This is a genomic window from Collinsella sp. 1033st1_E11_1033SCRN_220408, from assembly GCF_039062465.1.
GTDB lineage: Bacteria > Actinomycetota > Coriobacteriia > Coriobacteriales > Atopobiaceae > Parolsenella.
In genome coordinates this window covers 1-20,823 of sequence record NZ_JBCLNF010000011.1, presented here as the reverse complement: position 1 = coordinate 20,823, position 20,823 = coordinate 1, and the positions used below count along the sequence as shown (strand labels likewise).

Here is a 20,823-nt window from a genome sequence, read left to right as displayed (position 1 = left end):
ACGACGCGCGGTCCGCGGCGCGGAGCTACCTCGCGAGCCAGGCGAGGAGGGCGTCGCGGCGGTTCTCCACCTGGCCGCTCATCACGGCAGCGAGCACCTGCTCGAGGGCCTTGCCCACCTCGGGACCCGGCTTGATACCACGCACGGCGATGACGTCGCCGCCGGTGATGGCGAGGTCGCTCGTGCGCCAGCAGACGCCGCCCGCGTCGATGGCGCGCAGTATGCGCTCGTATCGGTCGAGCTCACAGGCCCAATCGCGATAGTTCGGCGCCTTGGCGAGGGCATCGGCGCGACGCAGGTCGAACATCTCGTGCATGAGGGCGATCGCCTCGCCGCGCGTGCGCACGCCGCTCCTGCGGTCAAGCTCGGCGAGGAGCTTGAGGGGCGGGCGCTTCTCGGACTTCATGGGACGATCATGCAGGCGGACGAGCGCCACGACGGGACGCGCGAGCTCGAGGGGAATGGCGAAGCGACGGAGGATCTTCTCCGTCATCTGGGCACCCTCGTGCGGATGTCCGTAGAAGTGGCCCTGGCCATTCTCGCCCACCGTGAAGCACGCGGGCTTCCCGATGTCATGGAGAAACGCGGCCCAGCGCAGGCGCTCGGACGTAACGCCGCCGGTGTAGCACTCGATGCCCTCCATCACGCGAACCGTGTGCTCGAAGACGTCATAGGCGTGGTAGGGGCTCCTTTGGTCGAAGCCCACCATCGCGGCGAGCTCCGGCACGGCGGCGAGCATAACCTCGCGCTCCGCGCGCATCGCCCAGGCGGCCCTACCGGAGGCCATGATGCCGCGCAGCTCGACGCCGATGCGCTCCTGCGCGACGTCGCCAAGCGTGGGTGCCGCCTCGACGAGAGCCTCCTGCGTGGCCTCCTCGACGGCGAGCCCCAGCCGGCATGCGAAGCGCACGGCGCGAAGCAGGCGCAGGGCGTCCTCCTCGAAGCGCTCGGAAGGCACGCCGACGGCACGGATGAGGCGGCGTTCGAGGTCGCCCGCGCCATCGAAGGGATCTACGAGGCCACGGCGGGGGTGCCACGCCATGGCGTTGACCGTGAAGTCGCGGCGCGCAAGGTCCTCGCGGACGTCGGTCACGAAGGTGACGGAGTCCGGGCGGCGGTGGTCCGTGTAGGCGCCATCGACGCGATAGGTGGTGACCTCGACGGGCTTGCCCTCGACCACGGCCGTGACCGTACCGTGGGCCGTGCCTGTCTCGTGGACGGTGATACCGGCGGCGACGAGGGCGCGCTCGCTCTCCTCCCAGGGGGCGTCCGTGCAGACGTCGACGTCGTGGGCGGGAGCGCCGCGCAGGGCATCCCTCACCCAGCCGCCGACGAACCACGCCTCGTGGCCAGCGGCCTCGAGGGCGTCGAGCACGGCAAGGCCGTAGGCGGGCGCAAGGGCGGGGTCTATAGCTTGCGTGACGCCCATGGCGCCCTCCTTCGTCTCGGCGGATTAGTGAGGACAGTATACGACGCGTCCCGCCCGTGCCGAGGCAATGCGGAGAATGCCTGGGGCCAGGCGCGTCGCCCTAGCCCACGCTCTTCGTAGCGATCACGTCCACGCCAGTGCCGCATGCGTCCGCGAGCACCACGTCGCCGATCTTGACGGGCGCGCGCATGCCGGCGGCGGCGTCCTTGGCCGCGGCGACGACCTCGGCCATGAGCTCGCGGGGAACGGGGGCGACGGTCCTCACGGAGAGGGGCTCGGCCGCGCCGGGAACGCAGACGGTGGTGGTCACGACGCGCTCGGGCCGGGTCGCCTCGGCGGGGGCGTACTTCTTGCCCCTGGCACAGCCGGCGCCGGAGACGTAAGTGGCCTCATCGGCCGAGATACGCTCGACGACGAGCGAGCAACCCACAGGACAGCACACGCAGGTGAGTTCGAGCCTCCCGGGATAGGACACGTCACTCGCCTCCCTTCGAAGCCGGAGCGACCCCGGCCGCGACCTCGCGGACAGGGGCGTCAACCATGCGAACCTCGAGGTGATCCGGCACGGCGACCTCAGCAATCGAGACCTCGAGGCGCTCCATCTCCGCGGGCACCGCCACGCGGGCGCGCCTCGACTTGAGCGGGGTCTCCGTGCCATCAGCCGCGACGGCGACGGCCTCGAACCGGACGTTCTGCGCGACGCGGCCGGGACGGAACGTGAGGGCGACGGTCCCGCGCTCGTCGGCGCGCACGAGCTGGGGCACCACGGCGCCAACACCCTCGCCCTGGCGGACGGGGATACGCAGGACATCATCGGCGGCACCCTCCCCTGCCGCGACCGAGGCCGCCCAGGCGGCGGCGCTCACGCCGGCGACGTCACCCTCGCCGGCGGCAAGGTCTGCCAGGTCATGGACGTGGAGGGCGTTGCCGCAGGCGAAGATGCCCGGGACGCTCGTGGCGAGGAGCTCGTCGACGACGGCGCCACCCGTGCCGCCGCAGAGCTCGACGCCCGCCTCGCGCGCGAGCTCGTTCTCCGGGATGAGGCCGCAGGAAAGCACGAGCGTGTCGCACTCGACTTTGACCTCGGTGTCCGGGATGGGACGCCTAGTCGCGGGGTCCACCTCGGCGATGTCGACGGACTCGAGGCGCGTGCGGCCGTGCGTGGCCACGACGGTGTGCGAGAGGTGCAGCGGGATCTGGAAGTCATCCAGGCACTGGACGATGTTGCGGCGCAGGCCGCTCGGGTGCGCGAGGAGCTCGTAGACGCCCTCGACCTCCATGCCCTCGAGCGTCATGCGGCGGGCCATGATGAGGCCGATGTCGCCGGAGCCGAGGATGACGGCACGCTTGCCGGGGAGGCATCCCTGCAGGTTGATGAGGGCCTGGGCGGACCCTGCGGTGTAGATACCGGAGGGGCGGTCGCCCGCGATGCCGAGAGCGCCAAAGCCACGCTCGCGCGAACCCGTCGCAAGCACGACCGCGCGGGCAAAGACGCGGCACGCCCCCTCGGGGCGCACAAGCTCGAGCGCATGGAGCGCGGCCGTGGCGTCAGCGCCGCCCACGCCGTTAGCGCCGTCGGCGTCGCCCACGCCGTCAGCGCCGCCAGCGCGCTCGATACCCAGCACGCTCGTGCCGGGCCAGACCTCCACGCCGTCGAGGCGGGCCGCCTCGCGCGCGGCGAACTCCGGGCCGGAGAGCTCCTCAGAGAAGCGCTTGAGGCCAAAGCCGTTGTGGACGCACTGGCGCATGATGCCGCCAAGCGTGGGCTCGCGGTCGACGAGAAGGACGCGAGCAGCACCGGCGTCACGCGCAGCAGCGGCTGCCGCCATACCCGCGGCACCGCCTCCCACCACGACGACGTCATAGGGTGCAGGCGCGGGCACGGCACTGGCCTCCGTGCGGTCACGCGACGAGCCGTTTACCTGCGGCGCATTGCCCTCGGCCTGGGCGAGCTCCACGTAGTCAGGCCTCTCGCGGGAGACCATCCACGAGCCGCGGCCGCGCTTCTCGAGCTCGCTCGGGTGCAGGCCCGTCTCGCGGGCGATGATGCGAACGAGCTCAGGCGTGCAGAAGCCGCCGTGGCAGCGGCCCATGGTGGCCGCCGTGCGCCACTTGATCGCATCGAGACAGAGCACGGGGAGCGTGCCGTGAAGCTCACGGACGACCTCCGCCTCGGAGACCTCGTTGCAGCGGCAGACCACGTGGCCCCAGGCGGGATCGGCGGCTACGGCCTGTTCGCGCTGCTCCGCGTCCATGTGGCGGAGGCGCTGGCGAGGCTCGCGACGGGGATCGAAGCCCGCTCGCTCGCCCGCGCGGAGGCGGGCCGCCACCCGCGCTGCGATGTCTGCGCCGATCGCCGGCGCGCTCGAGAGGCCCGGGCTCTCGAGGCAGGCGATGTCGAAAAGGCCCGGGACGTCATCCGGCTCGCCGATGACGAAGTCATGCGTGTCGCCCTTGGCGCGCACGCCGGTGAAGTTGGTGATGACGCCGCGCGTGGAGGCGCCCGGCCAGGTGCGCTTGGCGCCCGCGACGACGGCGGCGAGGCCGTCCGCCGTGGTGGCGAGGGCGTCCTTGTCGTCCTGCGCGACGGCGCTGGGGCCCACGAAGAGGTTGCCGTGGACGGTGGGGCTCACGAGGACGCCCTTGCCCGCAGCCTTGGGCACCTGGAAGACCGTGCGCGAGAAGTGCGTCTCGAGGCTGTTGTCATACAGGTTGTACTCGCCGCGAACTGGGGTTATATGGAGCTTGCGGGCGGAGAGCTGGTTGTGGAGCTCGTCAGAGCGGACGCCCGCCGCGTTCACCACGGCGCGGGCGCGGATGACCTTGCCGTCCACGAGGGTGACGGAGAAGCCCTCCCCCTCGCGGGCGAGCTGGGATACGCGCGCGTCAAATGCGACGCTCACGCCGTTCTCGACGGCGTTCTCGAGCGAGGCGAAGGCAACCTCATACGGGTCGCAGATGGCGCCCGTCGAGACGCGCAGCGCGCAGGTGACCTCGGGCGACAGGGCCGGCTCGAGCTCGCGCGCCTCGTCTCCGGAGATGATCGAGAGCCCCTCGACGCCGTTGGCGCGGCCGCGCTCGAGAAGGCTCGCGAGGGCGGCCTCGTCCTCGTCGCCAAAGCCAACCACCAGCGACTCGTTGTGGATGTAAGCAAATCCTAGCTCGTCCGCCCACCGGGGGAAGAGCTTCGATCCCGCGACGTTATAGCGGGCCTTCGCCGTCCCCGGCTCGGGGTCATAGCCGCCATGGACGATGCCGGAGTTGGCGCGCGTGGCGCCGCAGGCGATGTCGTCGCCCGCCTCGAGGACGAGGACATCGAGGTCATAACGCGCGAGCTCACGGGTGCAACAGCACCCGGCGACACCCGCACCCACGACAACGACGTCATACGAGTCGCGCACGCCCTCGGACCCCACAAAACACGCCATGAGAGATCTCCCATCGGATCGACATGAAAACGTTTGCATTGTCCCCCACGCCATGGGGCCGCGCCGTAGCGCATCGGGGAACGGGCTTATGTAAGGTCGCGGACGTGGGAAAAGTTACTGGCACGGGAAGGTAGCGTCGACGTCAAGCGAAAGGCCCTCATCAAATACGGATGCCGAATCAAGCTCCGCAATACGGAGAAAGGACGTCGCTAGAATTGGTGCACTCAAGTCTACAGAGAGAGGAGGAATATGGCCAACGCCCCAAGAGAGAAGCCCATCCTCACATGTGAACAGCAGATTGCCCATCTAAAGGAAAAAGGTGTGGCCTTTGAGCTGTGTTCCGAAGAGGACGCTGCGCAAATCCTAACCTGTCAGGACCACTATTTCAGACTCGCAGCCTATCGAACTTTGTTCCCAAAACGCAAAGGCGGGCCGCGCGATGGTCAGTATGCCGGACTTGACTTCGGCCATCTAGTCGACCTCGCTTCCATCGACCACAAGCTTCGTAACTTCTTGCTCCCACTTGCCCTTGACGTGGAAAGTGCGGCCAAAACCAAGCTGATCGAGCGCATCGCTGAAAAGCCAGACGAGGATGGCTATTCGATCTTCTCCGACTACCTCTCCGCCCTCAACCTTGCCGATCGCAACAGAAGGGAGAGCGAGCTCAACCGTCTGGAAAGAGATCCGTACCTGGGATCACTCGTGTCTAGATACCCGATTAATGAGATGCCGGCATGGGTGTTTCTGGAGCTCTCGTCCTTTGGCGCCTCCGCCGACTTCTACTTCTTTTGCGCCAAGCGTTGGAACGATTCCGAGATGAAGAACGATCACTATTTGCTCAGACGCGTAAACTCATTACGCAATGCCACGGCACACTCCAGCGCCATCATCAACGGCCTAGGCTCTCCATCAGATGCGCCACAGATGAGATACCCAGCACCGCTAGCAGCGGGTCTCGGCAGCATTGGCGTATCCAAACGACTTAGGCGCTCGAAGATGCATAATCCTCGAATTTTGCAGATGACAGTTCTCGCCTATGCCCACTCTAGATTTGTGCCCGAAGAGAAGCGCGCCGGCGTTCCAAAAAGGCTACGTGAACTCACCGCAAGATCGTTGCTTCACAGCAACTGGTACTCGGGAAACACTACGATTACGTCGTCGTACGAGTTCCTCGAGAGAGTCTTTGACGCTTGGCTCGGGTAGGTTCTGGCTGGTTATCTTCCCTCTGCCGACGAGCCACTCTGGGCATTTCCCCAATTGACAAGCAAGCACTTATCCGCATAATAAATAACAGATAGAAACCTTCGGGTTTGCGGGGCGGGATCGCAAAAGCGGTTCTGCCCTATTTTTTATTTCATCTTTCCCTCTATATTCCAACCCATTAAGTCTAAAGATGGCCACCTAGGGCCATGGTGATTCGACGCCAAACACCGCCCGCCAATCGCGCGCGCCCCACGGCGTCCTCGCCCGCGTCGCCTGGCCGTGCTACCATGCCAAGCCGTGAAACAGTCGCCCGCACCCGCCGCGCGCGGGCAAGCGCAAGTCAACACCGCAGCCGCACGCGAGCGCACGCCGCCCCGCCCACGCCGGGCGCGCACGCCCCCGCCGCGCACACCCATAAGGAGCAGCATGAACGTCAGCCAGGCACTTGAGCACGCAAGCGCGCTCTTCATCCCCGAAATCGTCTACTGCGAGGGCTTCCCCGCCATGGACTCCGAGCGTCAGAAGAACGAGGAGGCCATGGCCGCGCTTCGCGAGGAGTTCGCCAAGAACGACAACCCCAGTTTCTCCTACGACGTCATCCGCGACCTCGCGGACCGCAACCGCGAGCTCTGCGACCAGATGGGCATCGAGCGCCTCGCCAACACGCGCGACCACAGCCTCGCCCGCGGCATGAGCGATGAGGACCTCTGCGCCGGCGTCGCCGCGCTCCAGAAGCGCAAGGCCACGACCGTCATCCGCGAGATCCGCGGCGATCGCAACAACCTCGCCGTCTCCTACGTCTCCAAGCCCGTCAAGGGCACGGTCCTGGGCATCGACATCGAGACGACGGACCGCTACCCGGACCGCGGCTACATCGTCAACGTGGGCTTCGAGCTCATGGAGCTCACGGCAGACGCCGAGCCCACCGGTGCCGAGGCCTACTTCTGCGGCATTCCGGAAATGTACGCCGAGAAGGGCGTGCCCCTCGAGAACATCCACCACATCACCTGGGCCGACGTCGACGGCAAGATCCCCTTCCGCGAGAACAAGGCCCTGCAGACCAAGCTCCTGAAGCTCATGAAGAAGTACCCGATGATGGCACACAACGCGGCGTTCGAGGATTCCTGGTTCACGCTTCACCTCGACGGATATGCCGAGGCGAGGCGCGCGGGCAAGATCGTGCCCGTGGACTCCCGCGACATCTGCCGCCAGCTCGACCCCGAGGTCAAAACCTTGCCGCGCGAGAGTTCTCCCGCATCCCTCGAGAACTGGGCCCGCAGGCGCGGCACTCTCGCCACCAATGAAGCCGAGGTACACCAGGGTCTCGACGACACGGAGCTCATGCTCAGGACCGTCCAGGCCGAGTTCGCCGCCCGCAACTGCTTCAAGGCGTAGCTCGGTCTGCGACCGCTTCAAGGCACAGCTCGGCCCGCAACCACTTCAAGGCGCAATTACCAGGGCCGCCCGCCTGTGACACGCACCGTCACGGGCGGGCGGCCCTGAGCTAGCGCAAGAAGAGGCCCTACATCACCGAGCGGACGGCATCGATCAGACGGGCGTTGCGGATGGTTGCGGCAAGCGGCATGACAGGACTCTCCGTGGCGCCGGCGCGCATGAGCTCGCAGAAGTGCGCGATCTCGCCGTGGAAGTCATCCGGATCGTAGGGCACGGCTATGACCTCGTCTTCCATGCCCGGACGGCTCACCACCGCACGCTCCGGACGGTGCGCGCGCTCGACGAGGACGCTTCCTCGCTCGCAGCGAATCAGGACGGAGCAGTCATACTCCGCGGAGTCACCCGCCCAGTGGATGGTCGCACGCACGTCTCCAAAGTCGAGGTTGGCGTCGCCAGACCAATCGACGCGACCACCGGAGACGTCACGCCAGTTTGCACATGCGCTAACCTGGGGCTCATTGCCTTGCGTAAGTTCCTCGACCCAGCTCATCGGGTAGCAGCCGAGGTCATAAAGCGCTCCCCCGCCAACAGGGTCGACGAGATAGCGGAGGTTGTCCTCTCCATAGTCGACGCACTGCGAGCATGTCAGCTCGCAGACGCGCCCGAGCTCGCCAGAGTCGATGAGGGCGCGCACGCGAGCGTGGAGCGGCACGAAGCGGCACTTCATCGCCTCCATGAAGAGGATGTTCGAGTCACGGGCGGCATCGGCGAGCTGGCGGGCATCCGCCTCGGTAAGGACGGCCGGCTTCTCGCAGAGCACGGGCTTGCCGGCGCGCATGGCCTCGAGCACCCAGCGGAGGTGCATGGAGTGCGGGAGCGCGAGGTAGATGGCATCGACCTCAGGGTCTGCAAGGAGGCTCTCGTGGGCGGAGGAGCCATCCGCACCATCGGCATAGATGCGGGCAGGAGCAAAGGCGGCAAGGCGCTCCGCGGAACGGCCGGAGACCGCAACGAGCCTGGCGCCCTCCACGGTCTCGAGACTAGCCGCGAACCTCTTCGCGATTCCGCCCGCCCCGAGGATTCCCCAGCGGATTTTCGATGCACCCATCCTGACCTCGCCTTCATTGGTTGCCTGTCTGGTATGAGGATAGCGAGGGGTTCATATCTGAGGCCCCGCGCATCGCCCTTGAGCGCGTTCGTCCGTTTCGCGACAATGGAACAGAGCGTCAAACACCCCCCACGCCTCACAATAACCGATCGGAGCGCGTCATGACTCGTGATACCACCTCAAACAACGAGATCGGTCTCGCTTATGACCCGACCAGCGCAGACTCCATTATCGAGTACGCCAAACACCTCGAGGGCAAGACGCTGCGCGAGATGTGCGATGCACCAGACCTGCCAGACCCTCACACACGACGCGGTTCCTTTGGCAACGCAGTCGAGCAGTATTACTTCGGCTATGCCATCAATAGCGACTCGGCTCCGGACTTTGCGGAAGCGGGTCTCGAGCTCAAAACAACCCCCATGAAAAAGAGGGCAGATGGTCAGCTTGTCGCCAAGGAACGTCTCGTCCTGACGATGATCGACTACATGCACGTACCCATGGAGACTTTCGAGGATAGCCATCTACTTGATAAGGTCGCTGACCTCGCTCTTATTTCTTATCTGTATGAGCCGGATAAGAACCCCGTCGACTACAAAATACAATTCGCGGAACGCTGGCAGATTCCCGATGGCGATATCCCTCAGATTAAGAAGGACTGGGAAACGGTTGTCGCCAAAGTCATGAGCGGCCGCGCCGAGGATATCTCCGGCAGCGACACCATGTACCTCGAAGCTTGCACAAAGGCAAAGGACAGCTCCATCAGAACGTCGCAGCCCTTCTCGAACGAGCCCGCCAAGCCGAGGGCATGGGCCTTCAAGGCCTCCTATATGACTGGCGTTGAGCGCCAGCTTCTAGCCCACTCCGAATCGATCAGACGAGAGAGCGGCGAAGAGTCCCTCGGCATTCTCGAGCTCATTCGCAAGAGGTTCGAGCCCTATTTCGGCATGAATCAAGACGAGCTCACAGAGCTGTTTGAGGTGAACTCCTCGGCAAAAAGCGCATACGCGCTCGTGACCAACCGGATCCTTGGCGTTGGCGACAAAAGCACCATTGCGGAACTCGATAAGGCAGGCGCTAAGCCCAAGACAATTAGGCTTCGTCCAAACGGAACGCCAAAGGAAGCCGTTTCATTCCCGGCAATCGACTATTTCGAGCTTGAAGAAACACCCTTCGAGAATTCGTTGTTCAAGGAGCAGCTTGAACAGCTCTATCTATTTGTCGTCTACCAGGACGCTGGAGACGAGAACTACGTCTTGAAAGACGTCTTCTTCTGGAGAATGCCAGAAGAAGACATGCCTGAAGCAAAGCGCTGCTATGAGCAGATGCGAAGCAACGTCAAAGAGGGCAATGCAGAAAGCTCGGTAAAGTCTTCGGAGAACCGCTGCTGCCACGTTCGTCCTCATGCTCGCAACAAGGCCGACACGAAGCCGCAGCCACACGGAGAGCCTGTTACGAAGAAGTGTTTCTGGCTCAATCAGTCGTACCTCAGAGATGAGATTGCCAAGATGATGACGACTGAGAAGTGATTAATGTCCGCATCTATACGGAGACTTCTCTCAACGTATTAATGTTGCGTCCCGCTCGCACGAGAGTGGTTTATTTGGCTCCTATCCGGCAATAAAGCGACTTGTCAAAACTGATAGAGATCGAGTAGTGTATTTGGGTTAGCTCTCTTGGGCTAACCCAACAGGACACAGTAGCGATTGGAGAAACGTGTCCAAGGAAATTAAAGTTGCCGAGCTCTTTGCAGGCGTCGGCGGGTTTCGTCTTGGCCTTGACGGCTATCACGATCCCGCACACCCCGAGTTCGATATGCCCTCCGCGGGCCCCTTCAAGACCATTTGGGCCAACCAGTGGGAACCGCCCGGAACCAAGGCTCGCCAGTTCGCCGCCCGTTGCTACGAGTCGCACTTTGGCGATGGCTCCGTCGTAAACGAAGACATCAATCAGGTTCTCGACCAGGTCGAGGCCGGAGAGAGGGAGCTTCCCACCATCGATATGGTCGTCGGAGGATTCCCCTGCCAGGACTACTCCGTCGCTCGCCCGCTCTCCCAGGCGCACGGCATAGAGGGCAAGAAGGGCGTTCTTTGGTGGGACATCTACCGCTTCCTCAAGCTCCAGAACGATAGGAGCGATGACGCGGCGCGCTATTGCCTGTTCGAGAACGTTGACCGTCTGCTTAAGAGCCCCGCTTCCCAGCGCGGCCGAGATTTCGCGATCATCCTCTCCTGCCTCGCCGAGCGCGACTACTCCGTGGAATGGCGCGTCGTCAACAGCGCCGAGTACGGATTTCCCCAGCGTCGCAAGCGCGTCTACATCTTTGCCGAGCGAAACGCCGACTGGACGATCGAGACGCGCCTCCAGGACGGCGTCATGTCCCGCGCCTTCCCGATGGAGGCGTCTGGCGAGGAGAACATCCGCGAGGTCTTCGTCCCCGAGGACCCCTACGACGCTTCGGAGAACTTCAACCTCACGGGCAAGACCTCTCCGTTCATGGATGCTGGCGTCATGGTCGGTCATCGCGTCCTGACGTGCCCCGTTTCCGAGAGGTACGCGGGGCCCCGTAAGACCCTCGGCGATGTTCTCGTGCCAATCGACGAGGTGCCGGAGGAGTTCTTCATCGAGCCCGAGCAGCTGCCCAAGTGGGAGTACCTCAAGGGTTCGAAGCGCGAGGAGCGCACCAATAAGAAGACGGGCTTCACCTATTGGTACTCGGAAGGCCAGATGGCCTTTCCGGACGCAACCGACAGGCCGTCGCGCACCATCCTCACCGGCGAAGGCGGTAGGGGCGCGAGTCGCTTCAAGCACGTCATCAAGTGCGCCGACGGGCGCTACCGCCGTCTTGTGCCCGATGAGCTCGACCAGCTCCAGGGCTTCCCCCGCGGCTGGACGAACACGGGCATGACCGACGGAAACCGTGCCTTCTGCATGGGAAACGCCCTGGTCACGGGTGTCCCCCACCTCATCGGAAAGGCAATTTGCGAGCTCAGGTAGCATGACTTGCCTCTGATTTAGTGTCCGGCTTATCTCCGATAATGGTTTAACAACGGAAGCGGACGAAAGGACACCCATGGCAGCAGTCGAATTCTCCCAGCAGCTAGAGCAGATCGAGGTCCTCGCAGAGCAGATCAAAGCACACCTAGATTCGAACGAAATCGATGGTGCCTACGAGGGCACCGAAAACCTGCTCGAGATCATCAAGTCCCTTCGTGAGGACTACGTCTTGTAGCGTGGATATCTTTCACTAGACTCGGAACCCGCCCTTGGCCAATCATGCAGGCCAGGGGCGGGTTTTTCTCGTCCAACGTCCTTCTCGTCCTCCTCGTCTCTCTCGTCCTCCTCGGCATTCGCCCGCACTCCCTCGGACACGCCCGCGCCCGCGCGGGTAGAATCTCCTCGGACGAAACGCGATGCCGGCGCGACCGGCGAACAGGAGGACCATGGCTGACAAGAACCTGCACGTAGCAGCCGCGATCATCGTGCGAGACAACAAGGTTCTCGCCGCGCGGCGCGAGCGCGGCATGGAGGGTTGGGAGCTGCCCGGCGGTAAGCTCGAGCCCGGCGAGAGCGCCGAGGACGCCTGCCGCCGCGAGATCAGCGAGGAGCTCGGCCTCACCCTCGGCGTGCTCTGGCCATTCACCACGGTCACGCACGCATACCCCGAGTTCACGATGGAGATGGACGTCTTCTGCGCGCCCGTCGACCCATCCGCGGAGCCCCAGCTCCTCGACCACGCGGAGCTCGCCTGGCTCGGTCGCGACGAGCTCCTCTCCGTCGACTGGCTCCCGGCGGACCTCGACGTCGTGAGGTCGTTCGGCTTCGCGTGGGCAGACGTCTTCAACGACATGCACATGTAGGAAGCGGCCGCTTTCGACCGGGGCCCTGCACGTGTCCTTTAAGGGGACTACAATAGCCAGGCGCCCACACGGGCGAAAGCGCAAATAAGGGAGAGAAAGCGCATGGCAAAGAACACCGTCCTCACCCTCGCCAAACAGGCGTCGGAGGGCAAGAAGGTGACCATGGTCACCAGTTACGACTACACCATGGCGTCAATCGTCGAGGCGGCGGGGATCAACATGATCCTCGTGGGCGACTCCCTCGGCATGACGATGCTCGGCTACGAGGACACCATCCCCGTCACGATGGACGACATGGTCCACCACACGCGCGCCGTCACGCGCGCCACGAGCGACACCTTCGTCGTTGGCGACATGCCGTTCATGTCCTACCAGGCCAGCGTCGAGGAGGCCCTGCACAACGCCGGCCGCCTCATGAAGGAGGGCCGCTGCAACGCCGTCAAGCTTGAGGGTGGCGTGCGTTGCGCCCCGCAGATCCACGCGATCGTTGAGGCGGGCATCCCCGTCGTCGGCCACGTGGGCATGACCCCGCAGAGCGCTAACAGCTTCGGCGGCTTCAAGGTCCAGGGCAAGAACGCGGAGAACGCACAGCGCATCGTCGACGACGCGCTCGCCGTCGAGGCCGCGGGCGCCTTCGCCGTCGTGCTCGAGTGCGTCCCGAGCGACCTCGCGGAGTTCATCACAAGCAAGCTCACCCACTGCTTCACCATCGGCATCGGCGCCGGCTCCGCGTGCGACGGCCAGGTGCTCGTCGCTCAGGACCTCCTCGGCATGACGCCGGGTGGTTTCAAGCCCAAGTTCGTTCGCCAGTTCGCCCAGGTTGGCGACACCATGCGCGATGCCTATCAGGCGTACGCCAATGCCGTGGAGACGGGCGAGTTCCCCGCCGCCGAGAACGGTTTCAAGATTGATGCCGAGGTCATGGACCAGATTAGGAGGAACAACTAATGAAGACCGCCGCTACCGTCGCCGAGGTTCGTGAGCAAGTTCGTGAGTGGAAGCGCGAGGGCCTGACTGTCGGCCTCGTCCCCACCATGGGTTTCCTGCACGAGGGCCACAAGAGCCTAATCATGCGCGCCGCCGCCGAGAATGACCGCGTCGTCGTGTCTGACTTCGTGAACCCCACGCAGTTCGGCCCGACCGAGGACCTCGAGAGCTACCCGCGCGACTTCGACCGCGACTGCAAGCTGTGCGAGGAGGCCGGCGCCGCGCTGGTCTTCCACCCCGAGCCCTCCGAGATGTACGCGCCCAACGCCTGCACCTACGTCAACATGGACGAGCTCACCCACGAGCTCTGCGGCCTCACACGTCCAATCCACTTCCGCGGCGTATGCACCGTCGTCTCCAAGCTCTTCAACATCGTCACGCCGGACCGCGCCTACTTCGGCCAGAAGGACGCCCAGCAGCTCGCCGTCATCCGTCGCATGGTGCGCGACCTGAACTTCGGCATCGAGATCGTCGGCTGCCCGATCATCCGCGAGGAGGACGGCCTGGCCAAGAGCTCGCGCAACACGTACCTCTCCGCCGAGGAGCGCACCGCGGCGCTGTGCCTGTCGCGCGCCGTGTTCGCCGGCCAGAAGATGGTCGAGGACGGCGAGCGTGACGCCGCGACCGTGCTCGACGCCATGAAGGCCATCATCGAGGCCGAGCCGCTCGCGAAGATCGACTACGTGAAGATGGTCGACTTCGAGAACATCGTCCAGATCGAGAAGATCGCCGACGAGCCGATCCTGTGCGCCATGGCCGTCTACATCGGCAAGACGCGCCTGATCGACAACTTCATCTTTGATCCCAAGGCTGCCAAGTAGTGGCTGCCGGGTTCGAACAGAGGGCGCGTCGCGGATTGGTTGAGGAGGGTGCCGGTGCTGCCGCGCCGGCACCTCTCGTGCCCGCCGTAGATGCCTGGGGCGATGCCATCGCCGCAGCTCCCGAGCGCATCCCCGCGCCGAAGCACGCCGCGCGCGCCGCGGCGGAGGGCGCTTCGGTACCGCCGCGCGTGTGCGCCGGGCCGGGCCGGCTGCGTTTGGCCGTTGTGGGCGCTGGCAAAGTTGGCTGTTCGCTCGGGCGTTACCTCGGCGAGAGCGCCGCGGTAGACGTGGTTGGGTTCTGCTCGCGTGACGAGGCGCACGCGCGCGAGGCCGTCGAGTTTGCCGGGGGCGCCGTGTTCGCCTCCCCCATCGAGGCCGCCCGCGCCGCGAACCTACTGCTCGTGACCACGCCGGACACCTCGATCGCAGACGTGTGGGCTGAGCTCGCGCGGGCCGCCCGCGCCGGCGAGCTCAGCCTGCGCGACAAGCTAGTCGTGCACTGCTCGGGCGCGCTCGCCTCCGGCATCTTCGCGGGAGCGCGCAAGCTTGACGCCCACGCATGCTCGGTGCATCCGCTCTATGCCATGAGCAGCAGGTTCGACTGCTGGCGCGAACTTGGCCGCGCGAGCTTCACGCTCGAGGGGGACGACTGGGCCGTGGACCTCATGGCCGGCCTCCTCCGCGCACGGGGCAACCAGGTGACGCGCGTCGCCGCGGGTGCGAAGACCCGCTACCACGCCGCCGCCGTCATGGCGTCGAACCTCGTGGTGGGGCTCTTCGACATGGCCGCCGGCGAGCTTGTGCGCTGCGGGTTTGACCGCGCCGAGGCGGAGGCCGCGCTGGCTCCCCTGTTCCTCGGCAACGCCGAGCACATCGCGAAAAACGGCGTCGAGGCTTCGTTGACCGGGCCCGCTGTTCGCGGCGACCACGCCACGATCGACGCCCACCTCGTCTGCCTCGACGGGCGCGACCGCCAGGCCTACCAGCTCCTGACCGAGCAGCTGGTCGACATCGTGCGTCGCCGCACCACGGAAGCCGGGTCGCTAGCGTGAACGAACCGCGCATGACCGCATGCCGCGATACGAAATCGCGCCTACCCCTCATAGGGCAGGCGCGATTTCTATTATCACCGGCGAATTAGCGAATCCGCTGACGCGGCACTCCGATTCCTATTCTCCAAGCGTATCCCAGTCAATAAGCACGTTACGCCTAAGGTCGAGCTCTCGGCGCTGAAGGCCCTCCGTCTTGGGCATCAGCTTTCGACCGGAGCGTTTTGCCACGAGGGCGGCCAGCGCGCCGAAGCTGCGCGGGTCGCTGATCTGGTCAAATGTTACCGGGACGACGTCGATTCCCATGCTTTGCAGCGCCGCGGTCCGTCACGAGTCAGAGATGGCAGACTCGCCGGAATCGTGCACCATGCCGCCCTGGCACTCGATGTCAACCGGACCCGCCACACCATTCCCCTCGAGATAGATGTCCGCACGGCACGCGCTCTTCCCACACAGGGCCCGAGCGTCGCTTGATAGATGAATCACCTTGTTGTTCTCGATGCCCGTGAGGCCCATCCCGCCCAGTCGCCTAGGAAGGCCGAGAAGCAGGCTCGCCTGCACCTCGAACGGTGAGTCGCATGAACCGGTAACCAGCTCCGTCGCCCTTTCGAGCACAGCCGCTCCTCTGCGGCCTCGAACTGACTTTGCAAAACGGCGCATTTCTTCAAGCTCAACGAGTGGCGGACGCATCCAGAGACTCGTCTGCTTCCCCTTTGTTGAAGTAACCCGTTTCCAACCGGCACATTCCGAAGAGCAGTCTCCCCAATGATGCTGGAGCAACTCCTCAAGAGAGGGGGTTGGCTTAAAGATGGAGAAGCCGCCACACACCTCGTAGATCGCCATGATTAGCTGCGGAAACGGAATAGACGTTGCGAGCGTAAGCAGGGTCATTGCCGGAGAGGTGACGTTGATTCCCAGAATGTGCTCGTGAATTGACCCGAGCGGGAGCTCAGCCGTCCAAAGATGGTCGCGAAAGTGTTTGCGCGAGGAAAGATCACAACGCGCCGTCACCAACCTATGCAGGGGCACCCCAAGGATTTCGCTCACCACTGGATGAGATAAAAACTCACGCCGGTTATGGTCGCCAGAAACTCCGGGCAAAGGTGGGCATAAGCCGATTACCTGCGGTGGGACTCTATGCAACTTGAAAGCGGTTACACCACAAAGCGTCTCTTCCATCATCTCTCCAGTGTTAGTAGGTAGAGAGACGGTAGCGAGGGACTACAAGAATCTGAAGCCAAAGTCCTGTCAGTTCGACGAATGGAAGAAATACGGCACATGAACGGCAGTGGTTGCAGGCAGATTCGTTAACAATGCAGCCGCCAACAACGAGGCCGCGAGCTGGAATCGCAAAACGAAAGCGCTCAGCAGTATATGGTCAAAGTGCACGGAACGGGCGAAAACAAGGGGCAAATTAATTACCCGAAAAGCCCGAGCGACCCCATAAGTGGTCTGGGCGACCTCAAGAGCAACTTGGGCGACCCAAAATACACCCCGGCCGTCCTCAAGAACAGCCTGATCAGCCTCAAATAGCAACTCACCCGAGAAGTATGGACCTAAAACACAAATCCCCGAGTAGACCCGGCTTATGAACTCCTGTGACCTGGGGTTTTACGATTCAAAAACCTCGTCTACTCGGCGAAACCTAAATCAGGTCCATACTTCTCGGGTGAGTTTAAATCTGGCGATCAGAAAGCCATGTTTGACGCTCGATTTCGGTTCCATCTGACAGTCGCTTCACGCCAAAGAGCGTGAAATACAGTTGAGAAGGCAAATGAAGAGTGGGGTGTCCGATTTATCGGGCACCCCACTCTTCATTTGATGGCTTCCACCTTCGAAAAAGTCGTCACAACCGGCTAGCAGTAGCTAACGAGGAGGCGCTCCATGTCGCGCGGGCCCTCCTGGGGCAGAAAGGTGAAGTCCGCGATAGGTTGGGCGGAAAAGCCCTGCTCGCGAAGGGCGGCGAGCACGTATTCTGGACATGTTAGGCGCGGGGCGGCGTCGGACGGGGTGGCCGGCTGCGAGGCGACGGGGACAGCGAGGACGCAATGCAAGCCGGCGTCCGCGTGCTCGAGGCGAACGCCAGGGCCAAAGGCGCCCGCGGCAACCAACTCGCGGAGACGATCGCGCTCGTCGCGGGCGCGCTTGCGCACGCGAGCGACATGTCGCTCGTAGCTGCCGTCCTCCAGAATCCGCGCCAGCGTCACCTGGTCGACCGTGCTCACCGTCGAGGAATAGAACCCCAGCTCAGAGCCATAGCGTTCCATCAGGCTATCGGGAAGCACCATATAGGCAAGGCGCAGCGCCGAGCCCAGGCTCTTCGAGAATGTGTTTGTGTAGATCACGCGCCCCATGGCGTCAACGCTCGCGAGTGCGGGAACGGGCCGCCCCGCGAGCCTGAACTCGCAGTCATAGTCGTCCTCGATGATCCAGCGCTCGCCCGCCGACGAATCCGCGGCCCATCCCAGCAGCTCATAACGCCTGCCGATGCTCGTCACGCACCCCGTCGGGAACTGATGCGACGGCATGACGTGCATCACGCCAACATCGCTCGCCGCCAGAGCGTCAACGCGAACGCCCGCCGCGTCAATGGGGACGTGCCTCACCTCGACGCCGTTCGCAGCATAAAGCCGCATCAGGCGAGGATAGCCGGGGTCCTCGACGCCATAGGCGCACTCGCGCCCAAGAAGTTGCACGATGCACGAGTCAAGAATCTGCGCGCCCGCTCCAACCACGACGTTCTCCGGGTCGACGACCATCCCCCTCGTCTGGCGCAGGTGGGACGCGATCGCCTCCCGCAGGCGGGGCGTCCCCTTCGCGGGAGCCGGGGCGAAGAGCTCGGCCTCAGACTCGGAGACGAGCGCCTGGCGAAGCGCTCGGGTCCAGAGGCTCGCCGCGTCCTGCTCCGCGCCGCGCGCCCCAAGCGCGAAGTCAACCGAGCGCGACTCCTCGTCGCGCCCCGGCATCCGTGGCAAGTCGCCTGTCGCTGCCGCTCCCGCACGCACGCCGAGCACCGGCGCCACAGATCCTCGCAGGTCGCACACGAAGTAGCCGCTACGAGGGCGCGACTCCACGTATCCCTCAACAACCAGCTGGCGATACGCGCCTTCAACGGTCACGACACTCACGCCAAGATGCTCCGCCAGTGCGCGCTTCGACGGTAGCCGTGCGCCCTCGCGCAGCTCACCGGAAGAGATGTCGTCGCGAATCCGCTGGTAGAGATAGTCATAGAGGCTCTCGTCACCACGCTGGCCCAAATCGTAGTCAAGCATCTGGCCTTATCGCTCCCCTGCATCTGGCCTTATTCTGGCCTGATAAGTTTCTCGCAGATTGGATATTTTGCCAAGGCCAGTTCCAGCGTAGCCTTTGTCCTCGAAAGTCATCGGTGGCTGCGCGCACGGGCTTAGCGCTGCAAGCCGGCTCCAACCGGACGCAACCGGCCCAAACCGGAAGCAAGCCGGCTCCAACCGGGCGCAACCGGCGCGAGCAAGTCGCACCATCCAAGCGCGCCGCCCGCCCACACGCGAGCCACCACGACCCAGCCAGACAACGAAGGAGACCAACATGGAGAACGAGACCCAGGACCGCGTAGCCCTCAACCGTCAGCTCGCGCAGATGCTCAAGGGCGGCGTCATCATGGACGTCACCACGCCCGAGCAGGCGCGCATTGCCGAGGAGGCCGGCGCCTGCGCCGTCATGGCCCTCGAGCGCATCCCGGCCGACATCCGCGCCGCCGGTGGCGTCAGCCGCATGAGCGACCCTGCCATGATCCGCGGCATCCAGGAGGCCGTCTCCATCCCCGTCATGGCCAAGTGCCGCATCGGCCACATCGTAGAGGCGCAGATCCTCCAGGCCATCGAGATCGACTACATCGACGAATCCGAGGTCCTCACCCCCGCCGATGACACCTACCACATCGACAAGACCGCCTTCGACGTGCCGTTCGTCTGCGGCGCCCGCGACCTCGGCGAGGCTCTTCGCCGCATCGCGGAGGGCGCGACGATGATTCGCACCAAGGGCGAGCCGGGCACCGGTGACGTCGTCCAGGCCGTGCGCCACATGCGCAAGATCCAGAAGCAGATCCGCGACACCGTAGCCCTGCGAGACGACGAGCTCTTCGAAGCAGCCAAGCAGATCGGCGTCCCCGTCAGCCTGCTGCGCGAGGTCCACGAGACCGGCAAGCTCCCCGTCGTGAACTTCGCTGCCGGCGGCGTGGCCACCCCCGCCGACGCCGCGCTCATGATGCAGCTCGGCGCCGAGGGCGTCTTCGTCGGCTCCGGCATCTTCAAGAGCGGCGACCCGGCCAAGCGCGCCGACGCCATCGTCAAGGCCGTCGCAAACTACCAGGACGCCAAGCTCATCGCCCAGCTCTCCGAGAACCTCGGCGAGGCCATGGTGGGCATCAACGCCGACGAGATCGACATCATCATGGAAGAGCGTGGCCGCTAATGGCGTGCACGACCGCAATCCTCGCAGTCCAAGGCGCCTTCGCCGAGCACGAGCAGATGCTCGACCGCCTCGGAGCGAGTTGGATCGAGCTCAGGCAGGCCTCTGACCTCGAGCGTCCCTTCGATCGCCTCATCCTCCCCGGCGGCGAGTCGACCACGCAGGGCAAGCTCCTCGACGAGCTCGGCATGCTCGATCCGCTCCGCAGGCGCATCAAGGAGGGCATGCCAACGCTGGGCACCTGCGCGGGCATGATCCTCCTGGCCAAGACGCTCGCGGCGCACGACGACAAGGGCACGCCGCGCCTCGCCACGATGGACGTCGAGGTAGAGCGTAACGCCTACGGCAGGCAGCTCGGGAGCTTCCATGCGAACGCGGAGCTCAAGGGCATTGGCGAGGTCCCGATGACGTTCATCCGCGCGCCGAGGATCGTCTCCGTGGGTGAGGCCGCCGAGGCGCTCGCGACCGTCGATGGCCGCATTGTCGCCGCGCGCCAGGGCAACCAGCTCGCCCTCGCCTTCCACCCCGAGCTGGACGAGGACACGCGCGTCCACGAGCTGTTCCTGTCGCTTTAGCAGGCCTTATCGCCCGCGCGCGGCAACGCCGCACAACAACATCACCGGTCGCTCCGGTTGGATAGTCTTGCAGGACTCATCGCCAACCGCTCGCGGCCAAGCCATAGCCCAGCGGGGCCGTCGCCAAACCGGTTGGCGACGGCCCCGCTCTTAAGGCGGCCCCGCCGGGGACGCCACCGAAGCGACGGCCCTGGCGGCCTAGCCAGATTCCCGCACCATCGGCCGCGTGACGGCCAACCAGGAAGAGTCCCGTCGGTTCGTGAACTGCACCCCAAAACTTGGACGGCATAAATAAGAACTACGCCGCAAGGGACTGTCTCCGGAACTCCTCCGGGGTCAGTCCCTTCAGTTTGACCTGGCGCCTCCTCGTGTTCCAATGGACCACGAACTCGTCGAGGTCCGCCTTGAGGGACTCGAAGTCCGGCCACGTCCTTCCGCGGAAGAACTCGTCCTTGATGTGGCCGAACACCTGCTCCGTCGCACCGTTGTCGATGCAGTTGCCCTTTCTGGACATGCTCTGGACGA

19 protein-coding genes are annotated in these 20,823 nt (G+C 64.5%); 11 read left to right on the top strand and 8 right to left on the bottom strand.

All coding sequences use genetic code 11. From position 1 onward, the window contains the following. Nucleotides 1-25: 25 nt before the first annotated feature. From ABCN07_RS07165 to ABCN07_RS07155, 3 genes are all read right to left on the bottom strand, one after another. The gene (locus tag ABCN07_RS07165) at nucleotides 26-1,429 is read right to left on the bottom strand and encodes an HD domain-containing protein (RefSeq protein ID WP_343006033.1); all 1,404 of its coding nucleotides are present in this window, start codon (nucleotides 1,427-1,429) and stop codon (nucleotides 26-28) included. Nucleotides 1,430-1,529: 100 nt separating this feature from the next. Then, entirely contained in the window at nucleotides 1,530-1,904 is a 375-nt protein-coding gene (locus ABCN07_RS07160; protein ID WP_343006032.1) for a DUF1667 domain-containing protein, read from the bottom strand. Between the two features lies 1 nt (nucleotide 1,905). After that, nucleotides 1,906-4,857: an FAD-dependent oxidoreductase gene (locus ABCN07_RS07155; protein WP_343006031.1), complete on the bottom strand. Its 2,952-nt coding sequence runs from the start codon at nucleotides 4,855-4,857 to the stop codon at nucleotides 1,906-1,908. A gap of 249 nt (nucleotides 4,858-5,106) precedes the next feature. On the opposite strand from ABCN07_RS07155, the gene ABCN07_RS07150 reads away from it, so the two are divergent. Both ABCN07_RS07150 and ABCN07_RS07145 read left to right on the top strand, forming a co-directional pair. Continuing rightward, entirely contained in the window at nucleotides 5,107-6,060 is a 954-nt protein-coding gene (locus ABCN07_RS07150) for an Abi family protein (RefSeq protein WP_343006030.1), read from the top strand. 426 nt (nucleotides 6,061-6,486) lie between these two features. Then, nucleotides 6,487-7,455, top strand: coding sequence for a 3'-5' exonuclease (locus ABCN07_RS07145; protein WP_343006029.1), 969 nt, complete (start codon nucleotides 6,487-6,489; stop codon nucleotides 7,453-7,455). Nucleotides 7,456-7,582: 127 nt separating this feature from the next. On the opposite strand, the gene ABCN07_RS07140 is transcribed toward ABCN07_RS07145, so the two are convergent. After that, nucleotides 7,583-8,563, bottom strand: coding sequence for a Gfo/Idh/MocA family oxidoreductase (locus ABCN07_RS07140; RefSeq protein WP_343006028.1), 981 nt, complete (start codon nucleotides 8,561-8,563; stop codon nucleotides 7,583-7,585). A 161-nt stretch (nucleotides 8,564-8,724) separates the two neighbouring features. On the opposite strand from ABCN07_RS07140, the gene ABCN07_RS07135 reads away from it, so the two are divergent. From ABCN07_RS07135 to ABCN07_RS07105, 7 genes are all read left to right on the top strand, one after another. Beyond that, nucleotides 8,725-10,089 carry a Sau3AI family type II restriction endonuclease gene (locus ABCN07_RS07135; RefSeq protein WP_343006027.1) on the top strand — a complete coding sequence of 455 codons (1,365 nt, stop codon included), beginning with the start codon at nucleotides 8,725-8,727 and terminating at the stop codon, nucleotides 10,087-10,089. A gap of 187 nt (nucleotides 10,090-10,276) precedes the next feature. Then, the gene (gene dcm, locus ABCN07_RS07130; RefSeq protein WP_343006026.1) at nucleotides 10,277-11,557 is read left to right on the top strand and encodes a DNA (cytosine-5-)-methyltransferase; all 1,281 of its coding nucleotides are present in this window, start codon (nucleotides 10,277-10,279) and stop codon (nucleotides 11,555-11,557) included. Between the two features lie 76 nt (nucleotides 11,558-11,633). Continuing rightward, nucleotides 11,634-11,792 carry a hypothetical protein gene (locus ABCN07_RS07125; protein ID WP_343006025.1) on the top strand — a complete coding sequence of 53 codons (159 nt, stop codon included), beginning with the start codon at nucleotides 11,634-11,636 and terminating at the stop codon, nucleotides 11,790-11,792. A 211-nt stretch (nucleotides 11,793-12,003) separates the two neighbouring features. Further along, nucleotides 12,004-12,420, top strand: a complete 417-nt coding sequence (locus tag ABCN07_RS07120) for a (deoxy)nucleoside triphosphate pyrophosphohydrolase (RefSeq protein ID WP_343006024.1) — start codon at nucleotides 12,004-12,006, stop codon at nucleotides 12,418-12,420. 102 nt (nucleotides 12,421-12,522) lie between these two features. After that, the gene (gene panB / locus ABCN07_RS07115; RefSeq protein ID WP_343006023.1) at nucleotides 12,523-13,368 is read left to right on the top strand and encodes a 3-methyl-2-oxobutanoate hydroxymethyltransferase; all 846 of its coding nucleotides are present in this window, start codon (nucleotides 12,523-12,525) and stop codon (nucleotides 13,366-13,368) included. After that, a complete protein-coding gene (gene panC / locus ABCN07_RS07110; protein WP_343006022.1) occupies nucleotides 13,368-14,228 on the top strand; it encodes a pantoate--beta-alanine ligase in 861 nt (286 codons plus the stop codon). The genes panB and panC overlap by 1 nt, the downstream gene beginning before the upstream one ends. A gap of 35 nt (nucleotides 14,229-14,263) precedes the next feature. Continuing rightward, a complete protein-coding gene (locus ABCN07_RS07105; protein WP_343006021.1) occupies nucleotides 14,264-15,280 on the top strand; it encodes a Rossmann-like and DUF2520 domain-containing protein in 1,017 nt (338 codons plus the stop codon). Between the two features lie 117 nt (nucleotides 15,281-15,397). Here the strand turns inward: ABCN07_RS07105 and ABCN07_RS07100 are convergent, their stop codons facing one another. From ABCN07_RS07100 to ABCN07_RS07090, 3 genes are all read right to left on the bottom strand, one after another. Next, nucleotides 15,398-15,583, bottom strand: a complete 186-nt coding sequence (locus tag ABCN07_RS07100; protein WP_343006020.1) for a hypothetical protein — start codon at nucleotides 15,581-15,583, stop codon at nucleotides 15,398-15,400. 21 nt (nucleotides 15,584-15,604) lie between these two features. Then, nucleotides 15,605-15,892, bottom strand: coding sequence for a hypothetical protein (locus ABCN07_RS07095; RefSeq protein ID WP_343006019.1), 288 nt, complete (start codon nucleotides 15,890-15,892; stop codon nucleotides 15,605-15,607). 1,241 nt (nucleotides 15,893-17,133) lie between these two features. After that, on the bottom strand, nucleotides 17,134-18,549 hold the full coding sequence (locus tag ABCN07_RS07090; protein WP_343006018.1) for a PLP-dependent aminotransferase family protein: 1,416 nt from the start codon (nucleotides 18,547-18,549) through the stop codon (nucleotides 17,134-17,136). 292 nt (nucleotides 18,550-18,841) lie between these two features. Here ABCN07_RS07090 and pdxS point away from each other — a divergent pair, with 292 nt between their 5' ends. Beyond that, entirely contained in the window at nucleotides 18,842-19,726 is an 885-nt protein-coding gene (gene pdxS, locus ABCN07_RS07085; RefSeq protein WP_343006017.1) for a pyridoxal 5'-phosphate synthase lyase subunit PdxS, read from the top strand. Beyond that, nucleotides 19,726-20,298, top strand: coding sequence for a pyridoxal 5'-phosphate synthase glutaminase subunit PdxT (pdxT, locus tag ABCN07_RS07080; protein ID WP_343006016.1), 573 nt, complete (start codon nucleotides 19,726-19,728; stop codon nucleotides 20,296-20,298). Before pdxS ends, pdxT begins: the two co-directional genes overlap by 1 nt. 298 nt (nucleotides 20,299-20,596) lie before the next feature. Here the strand turns inward: pdxT and ABCN07_RS07075 are convergent. Beyond that, nucleotides 20,597-20,823 (bottom strand): IS3 family transposase (locus ABCN07_RS07075; RefSeq protein WP_343006015.1); only part of this gene is annotated, 227 nt, incomplete at its 5' end.

Bases quoted from the DNA above. Each gene is read 5' to 3' on its own strand.
- ABCN07_RS07165 (WP_343006033.1), bottom strand. From the start codon at position 1,429: ATGGGCGTCACGCAAGCTATAGACCCCGCCCTTGCGCCCGCCTACGGC.
- ABCN07_RS07155 (WP_343006031.1), bottom strand. From the start codon at position 4,857: ATGGCGTGTTTTGTGGGGTCCGAGGGCGTGCGCGACTCGTATGACGTC.
- ABCN07_RS07150 (WP_343006030.1), top strand. From the start codon at position 5,107: ATGGCCAACGCCCCAAGAGAGAAGCCCATCCTCACATGTGAACAGCAG.
- ABCN07_RS07145 (WP_343006029.1), top strand. From the start codon at position 6,487: ATGAACGTCAGCCAGGCACTTGAGCACGCAAGCGCGCTCTTCATCCCC.
- ABCN07_RS07140 (WP_343006028.1), bottom strand. From the start codon at position 8,563: ATGGGTGCATCGAAAATCCGCTGGGGAATCCTCGGGGCGGGCGGAATC.
- ABCN07_RS07135 (WP_343006027.1), top strand. From the start codon at position 8,725: ATGACTCGTGATACCACCTCAAACAACGAGATCGGTCTCGCTTATGAC.
- ABCN07_RS07125 (WP_343006025.1), top strand. From the start codon at position 11,634: ATGGCAGCAGTCGAATTCTCCCAGCAGCTAGAGCAGATCGAGGTCCTC.
- ABCN07_RS07120 (WP_343006024.1), top strand. From the start codon at position 12,004: ATGGCTGACAAGAACCTGCACGTAGCAGCCGCGATCATCGTGCGAGAC.
- panB (WP_343006023.1), top strand. From the start codon at position 12,523: ATGGCAAAGAACACCGTCCTCACCCTCGCCAAACAGGCGTCGGAGGGC.
- panC (WP_343006022.1), top strand. From the start codon at position 13,368: ATGAAGACCGCCGCTACCGTCGCCGAGGTTCGTGAGCAAGTTCGTGAG.
- ABCN07_RS07100 (WP_343006020.1), bottom strand. From the start codon at position 15,583: ATGGGAATCGACGTCGTCCCGGTAACATTTGACCAGATCAGCGACCCG.
- ABCN07_RS07090 (WP_343006018.1), bottom strand. From the start codon at position 18,549: ATGCTTGACTACGATTTGGGCCAGCGTGGTGACGAGAGCCTCTATGAC.
- pdxS (WP_343006017.1), top strand. From the start codon at position 18,842: ATGGAGAACGAGACCCAGGACCGCGTAGCCCTCAACCGTCAGCTCGCG.
- pdxT (WP_343006016.1), top strand. From the start codon at position 19,726: ATGGCGTGCACGACCGCAATCCTCGCAGTCCAAGGCGCCTTCGCCGAG.